Origin of the sequence: Pseudoduganella namucuonensis, from assembly GCF_900116645.1 — a bacterium.
GTDB classification, from domain to species: domain Bacteria; phylum Pseudomonadota; class Gammaproteobacteria; order Burkholderiales; family Burkholderiaceae_D; genus Rugamonas; species Rugamonas namucuonensis.
The window spans coordinates 1-6,080 of the sequence record NZ_FPBO01000084.1; the positions used below are offsets into that span (position 1 = coordinate 1).

Consider the following 6,080-nt stretch of genomic DNA (forward strand, 5'->3'; position numbering starts at 1 on the left):
GTCAAGGGACAGGGTGGGCGTTACAGTCCGACCGCCCCGACATTTATCGCCGTTCAACCAACCACACAAGGTGCAATATGAAGCCCACTCCTTGGACTGCGGGCTGCATACCGGCGTATGGACGGGCTTGATGCCCAGTTCTCGGACCAGGGCATGCGTATCCTTGGCCCGGAAAGCGCCGCCATTATCACTCAAGAATTCCAGCTCCACGCCATCGTTGACTTTGACGTCGCCAAAGCGGGCTTCGACCGCTTTAATCAGCATGTCGCGCACAGGCTCGCCAGGCAGGCCACGGGTGGACCATGCGCGCCACGAAATGATCTCGCGGTCACAGCAGTCTTTCAAAAACACCCCGGTAACCACATCGCCGTTTTCGCAGCCGATTTCAAAGCCATCGGAACACCAGCGCCGGTTCGATGCCGTCACCGCCACCACGCCATCGTGCACACGGGCGCTGGCGACACGGCGAGGCGCCTTGGGCAGCAGCAGCCGGTAAGCCTTCATCACCCGATAAAAACGTTTGTGGTTAAACGGAGCGAGGCCCAACGCAACGCGACGGCGATTGACCAAGGCCCCGGCACGACGGTAGCCGTAGGTCGGCAAATCACCGATTTCCGCGCGTACTGCGTCCACCAGAACCAGATCGGCAGTTTCATCGCGCACACGCGCAGTGCGGCCGTCGGTCCAGTCCGGCGACCTTGCCATCAAATCCGAAACATGGGAGCGCGCCACGCCCAGCAACCGGCAAACCATTTTCACTGGTCGTCCGTTGGCAACAAGGGCGCGCGCGCAATCCACTTTTTTGATCGAGCGATGTCGACGGCTTTCTTGAGAATTTCTGCTTCCAGTGTCTTCTTGCCCAGCATCCGCTGCAATTGCGCGATCTCGGCGCGGGCAGCAGCCAGCTCGCTGGCCGGCACCACCGATTCACCGGCCTGCACGGCGGTCAACGCACCTTCGCGTTCCAGCTTGCGCCAATTGAACAACTGGCTTGCGCTGACGTCGTGCTTGCGCGCCACCAGCGATACACTCATGCCTGCCTCGTACGTTTCACGCACCAGGGCCGCTTTCTCCGTCGCACTCCAGCGCCGGCGGCGCTCCTGGCTGACGGTTACCACCTCTACGGTTTGCTTGTTCTTAGTCATATGCACAGTCTTACTCTTAGTCGTAAGGACAGCGCATAGACGGTGTCCGGCGATTCAGGGGGGCTATCTCAACGCGGCTAACGCAAAAGCGGCCGCAGGGGTTTTCATCCTAAGCGCCTGGCGTGGGCGCTTGTGGTTGTAAAACTGGATCCAGTCGCCGATCACGCGGCTGGCGTGCTGCAAAGTCTCGAAACGGTGCCGGTGCGTGCACTGCTCCTTCAAGGTACGGATGACACGCTCGACCATGCCGTTCTGCCGCGGACAGTGTGGCGTGATGAATTTCTGGCGCAGGCCGTAGCCACGCACCAGTGCCGTGAAGCCGTGGCTGGTGAAAACCAGGCCGTTGTCGCTGCATAGCAGGAACGGCGCCGGCACGCGGCCCGGCGTGCCGAAGCGGGCAATGAGGGCGTGCTCCAGTGCGCTGGCCGCCGCGCAAGCCTTGCCGCTGCGCGACAGATGCCAGCCCAGCAACTCGCGGGTGTGGCAGTCTATCACCAAGGCCAATGTCGCCCAGCCGTCCTTGCCGCTCCAGATCCTGCACATGTCGGTGGACCAGCGTTCATCGGGCGCCTGGGCCACCGAGGGCAGTGCCTGAATGCGCGGCCGGAAGCCGATGGCGCGCTTGCGCACCTGCCAGCCCTTGATCTGAAAAATGCGCTGCACGGTGTTCTTGTTCATGCCCAACAGGTGCGCCACGGTGCGGTAGCCGAAGGACGGCGATTCCTCGATCATGGCCTTGATGGGCTCGACCAGCTCGGGCTTGACCTTCGGCGCCGCCTTGGTCGGCTTGTAGTACGCTGTGCGGCGCGGCACCTCCAGCCACTTGCACAGCTTGCTCACCGAGACGGCCAATCCATCTTCCTTGAGTCCCTGGCGGATCGTCTCGATCACTTCTCGTCCTCGCCCAACAGGGACTGCAGCTTTTTTCGGACCCGCAGCTCCAGCATCGCTTCGCCGTAGGCTTCCTGCAGTTCCTTGATCTGGCGCTCGTACTGCTCGCGCACATCGAGCGGGTTGGCGCGCAACGCGTTCTCCATGCCGCGCTTGCCGTCGTCAACCCAGGCCTCGACTTCCGACGGGGCCAAGTCGTAAGCCCGGCTCGCTTCAGCGACCGTCGTCTTGCCTTGGATGATCTCCAGCACCAGCGCGCTCTTGCGCTTGGCTGTCCAGCGTTTTACCTCTTCGTCCATCTGCGTACTCACTGTCGATTTTCTCCATTATGACGTGAGCAGGAAATCACTGGGTCGTTACAGACGCTTACACCCATGGCGAGTTTTTCGCCACTGCCTTTCTGGAGAATTTGCAAATTTCTCCTGGTATTCCGAGGGGGGCGCGGCCGATTGCTGCGTGCTGCATTCGCGCTGGCGCACGGAGCAGAGGAGTCAGGGAGGACGTTGCCGACGAAAGAATTCTCGAAGGAAGAGATAAAAAGATAGGGCTTTTGACCTAAGCGGATTCTGAAGCGGCTTTATTGGATGAAACTTCAGCCCAAGCCATAATATACCTCTAGACTGCCGACTGCGGGTCCTGTGCGGTAAAAATATAACCCGCGAAACTACATTGACTGGAATTTTTGCGCGAGTCATGAACGTTACGGCTTCCTTATGACATTCCGGAGTCATCATCGCCATCGCGTGATCGACCGCCTTGCGCATCTCGTGGTTTCGACGCCTATCCATTTGCTCTCCTTTGCACGGGACGGAGAAAAGAGTTGGATTAAATATAACTCATTTTCTTAAAAGAGATCGAGAGAAATCTACTTACTACCTTAATAGCATCATCGTAGTGTGGACTATCGCCGGCGCTTGAGACATTCTCCCTGCACTGTGAAGGAGTGGCTTTGACGCCAATACGCAGGCGCGCCTCGAGAATCCCGTTGAACGTAAGAAGGAAGAAGAAGGAATGGAAAAGCAAGAATGGAGAAGAGGGAAGAAGAATGAAGAAGGGGAAATAAGAAGGAAGAAGAAGGAAGAAGGAAGAAGGAAGAAGGAAGAAGGAAGAAGGAAGAGGGAAGAAGGAAGAAGGAAGAAGGAAGAAGGAAGAAGGAAGAAGGAAGAAGGAAGAAGGAAGAAGGAAGAAGGAATCGCGTTCGAATTGCTGTTTGAATAAAACAACATTGTGATAATGTGAGAGAATTGCGAAGCAAATTTTGTTCAGAATCTTACTGCAGTCGAATTTCTCCCCTTGGGAAGGGGGATTCAATCGCGCCAGCTGATTGGACGTCGGTTTCGCTTTTGGATGCACGGCTGGGGCGGCATCGTGATGTGGCGCCTAACGCTTGCGCAAACTCATGGTGGGGGGGATTTTGCCGCCTGCGAGGACACTCCAGGCAGCAGCCCATCGCATCGCGCGCCGCTTCTCGTCCAACGTCGATGGTTTTAGCATGCGTTCGATCGCTATGTCCATGCGGATTGTGGCATATGCTTTTTTTGGCCTAGTTGGATAGCGTTTGGTCATTGCGATTTTTGTTAAATTGATTGCAACGCATTTTAATGTACGCTCGGGCGGCGCAACAAGGACGCCATTTGCGAGTGCGTGCTTACACCTATGGGGCTCGAAAACAGCAGCCATGGCATGATATCGATATCGACACCTCGGACGAACCAGGGCCATGCAAGTTGAAACCGAACCTGTTTGCCGCCCAAGAGCGCGAAGCGAAGATGTCGAAGCTTGTCGATGCGCCACAACTGCAGGAGAAGCATGTTGACTTCGCTGAGTTTGCCACCGAGATCGATCAAGCGGCGCGGCGGACGGCCGCCGGCGTTCTTTCCGATGGAAGTGCTTGCCGGCTACATCGCGCGCGACGACTAGATGATCGACGCGAGCATCGCGCCCAAGCAGTCGCTGGACCGGGAGGAATGGAACATCGCGATCAAGGGCGCGATGTCAACCAGTTCGAAGCCGGCCAAGCGCCCCCAGAACGACGTGAGAGCGCGCCAGACATCAAGTACGACAGGGCTTACCGCGGCCAAAAGCGCTCCAAGCGGTTGCGCAAGATCAATGTCGGCACGGCAAGCACGACACCAAACACTTGGACGTGTACGACCCGGCTAATATCGTTCGCGACATCTACGCCGATAAAGACTACATCGATGGCGGCGCGGGGCGACTGGACAACGAGTATTGGCGCATGCATCTCCAGCCCAAAGGCATCAAGGGCAAACCGCTGTCGGCGGCGCGGAAGTGGCGCAACCGCCGTATCGCCAAGCCGCGCGTCTGTGCCGAGCATATCTTCGCCGGTGGGGTGCAAATCGGGTGCAGGTGCTGTGCTGGTGCTGCCTGACCCATGCCACGCCGCACCTGAACTGAACGGTTGCCGTTTGCTATCTGCGGCGCTTTTACTACCTGAAGGATTGAAATGGACGCCTCCGTCCTCTGCGGTAAGCGTCCAGCGAGCGCCGTCTGGCATATGTAAACGGATTGCGGTGATGATGACGCCACACCGCTGGGATGCGGCGTGTTATTGGTGAACAGCGAGTTGATCGACGCAGTCCCAGGGCGGGAAGTCGGCCACCTCGTTGACGATTTCCTGGACTGGGGCATGCGACTGCCAGTGGGAGCCCAGTAATAGCCACCTGTGGGAACCGTATTTCCCCCACCCATTTTTGGAGGCAACTCAAAATGGAAGGGGACAACACAGCGTTTTCGGTTGGCCTTGCAGGTAGCAGTTGCGTTGGCCTACCAGCGTCACCATCAGGCGCGGAGGCTGACGTGATCAGCAAGGAACGTTGGGAACAGATAAACCAGATGGTTGCGGCAGGCAGATCGATTTCGGCGATTGCCCGCGAGCTGGATCTGGACCGCAAGACGGTGCGGCACGGGCTACGCAAGCAGCAGTGGGCACCGTACCGGCGCAAGCTAGCGGTGCCGACGCTGCTGGCACCGCATCAAGCCTGGCTCAAGGAACGGGCGCCACAAGTGAATTATTCCGCGCGCATCTTGTTCCGGGAGCTTGAGCAAAAGGGGTACCACGGCAGTTATGACACCGTGAAGCTGGCAGGCGGCCGTTGCGCAGCGAAGCCATGCTGGCTACCGGGTGCTGTTCACGACCTCGGCCTGATCGCTAGCCCGACGCGCGCTCATGCCGTAGGGGAGGGACGACAAGCTAAAGTTCTACACCACACCGCCTCTACTGATCATTGATGAAATCGGCTATCTAACCGTCGACTGCAAGGCGCCAACCTGTTCTTCCAATTGATCAGTCGGCGCTATGAACGGGGACCGATGATCGTAAGCGTTCAGCCGCGCCACCTATGATTTCTTGAATTCCATCGCCACACTGTGCTCCTCGATTTTTAGGAGACCGATAGTGGCAAACAAGGAACGTGAACAGTTGTGGCAAGAGCGGGTGGCGCAATGGCAGGCCAGTGGGCTGTCACAGCGTGCCTACGCTTTGGAGCAGGGCTTCCCGGTGCGCCAGGTAGGGTACTGGGTACGCCGGTTGACCCAGTCCCAGGTGGCAGCTGCTCTGTTGCCGGTGCGGATAGCAGCAGTGCCGGCACCAGCGGCGGCGCTCAGCCTGCGCAGCGAGCGCGGCTGGACGTTGACCGTGCCGGGCGATGTGCCGGCCAGCTGGCTGGCCGAGTTGATGCGCGCGCTGTGATGCAGCTGGCAGCCGATGGGATCTGGCTGGCCACAGCGGCGGTGGACATGCGTACAGGGATCGATGGGCTGTCCTTGCATGTGCAGCAGGCCCTGGGGCGCCCGCCTTGCGACGGCACCGCCTACGTGTTTGCCAACCGCCGCCGGACCCGCCTCAAGCTGGTGTGCTGGGACGGCACCGGCGTCTGGATGTGCCTGCGTCGGCTGCACCGCGGGCAGTTCGTCTGGCCGCAAGCGGACGAGGCCTGCTGGCAGATGAGCGCCGAGCAATGGCGGTGGCTGGTGGCGGGCGTGGACTGGCAGCGCCTGTCGGCGCCGACACCGGCGCAATGG

General features: G+C 59.2%; 7 protein-coding genes and 1 pseudogene. 5 read left to right on the top strand and 3 right to left on the bottom strand.

Annotated elements, in window-relative coordinates; all coding sequences use genetic code 11:
• Window positions 1-81: 81 nt before the first annotated feature.
• From BM436_RS38280 to BM436_RS35545, 3 genes and pseudogenes are all read right to left on the bottom strand, one after another.
• A pseudogene (locus BM436_RS38280) lies at window positions 82-1,145 on the bottom strand (IS3 family transposase); the annotation flags it as partial.
• A 63-nt stretch (window positions 1,146-1,208) separates the two neighbouring features.
• On the bottom strand, window positions 1,209-2,036 hold the full coding sequence (locus BM436_RS35540) for an IS3 family transposase (protein ID WP_093561641.1): 828 nt from the start codon (window positions 2,034-2,036) through the stop codon (window positions 1,209-1,211).
• A complete protein-coding gene (locus BM436_RS35545) occupies window positions 2,033-2,335 on the bottom strand; it encodes a DUF1153 domain-containing protein (RefSeq protein ID WP_371859715.1) in 303 nt (100 codons plus the stop codon). The genes BM436_RS35540 and BM436_RS35545 overlap by 4 nt, the downstream gene beginning before the upstream one ends.
• Window positions 2,336-3,047: 712 nt before the next feature.
• Here BM436_RS35545 and BM436_RS36830 point away from each other — a divergent pair.
• From BM436_RS36830 to tnpB, 5 genes are all read left to right on the top strand, one after another.
• Window positions 3,048-3,254 (top strand): hypothetical protein, encoded by a 207-nt coding sequence (locus tag BM436_RS36830; protein WP_143133513.1) that lies wholly within the window; start codon window positions 3,048-3,050, stop codon window positions 3,252-3,254.
• 922 nt (window positions 3,255-4,176) lie between these two features.
• A complete protein-coding gene (locus BM436_RS36835; RefSeq protein WP_143133514.1) occupies window positions 4,177-4,428 on the top strand; it encodes a hypothetical protein in 252 nt (83 codons plus the stop codon).
• A 428-nt stretch (window positions 4,429-4,856) separates the two neighbouring features.
• Window positions 4,857-5,288 carry a transposase gene (locus tag BM436_RS37450; RefSeq protein WP_177307841.1) on the top strand — a complete coding sequence of 144 codons (432 nt, stop codon included), beginning with the start codon at window positions 4,857-4,859 and terminating at the stop codon, window positions 5,286-5,288.
• Between the two features lie 166 nt (window positions 5,289-5,454).
• Window positions 5,455-5,748 carry an IS66 family insertion sequence element accessory protein TnpA gene (gene tnpA, locus BM436_RS35570; protein WP_143133300.1) on the top strand — a complete coding sequence of 98 codons (294 nt, stop codon included), beginning with the start codon at window positions 5,455-5,457 and terminating at the stop codon, window positions 5,746-5,748.
• On the top strand, window positions 5,748-6,080 hold a 333-nt coding region (gene tnpB / locus BM436_RS35575), incomplete at its 3' end, for an IS66 family insertion sequence element accessory protein TnpB (protein ID WP_093558161.1). The genes tnpA and tnpB, both read left to right, overlap by 1 nt.

What these genes read in the sequence shown, in the direction of transcription:
- BM436_RS35545 (WP_371859715.1), bottom strand. Translation starts at nt 2,335, where the DNA reads ATGGACGAAGAGGTAAAACGCTGGACAGCCAAGCGCAAGAGCGCGCTG.
- BM436_RS36830 (WP_143133513.1), top strand. Translation starts at nt 3,048, where the DNA reads ATGGAAAAGCAAGAATGGAGAAGAGGGAAGAAGAATGAAGAAGGGGAA.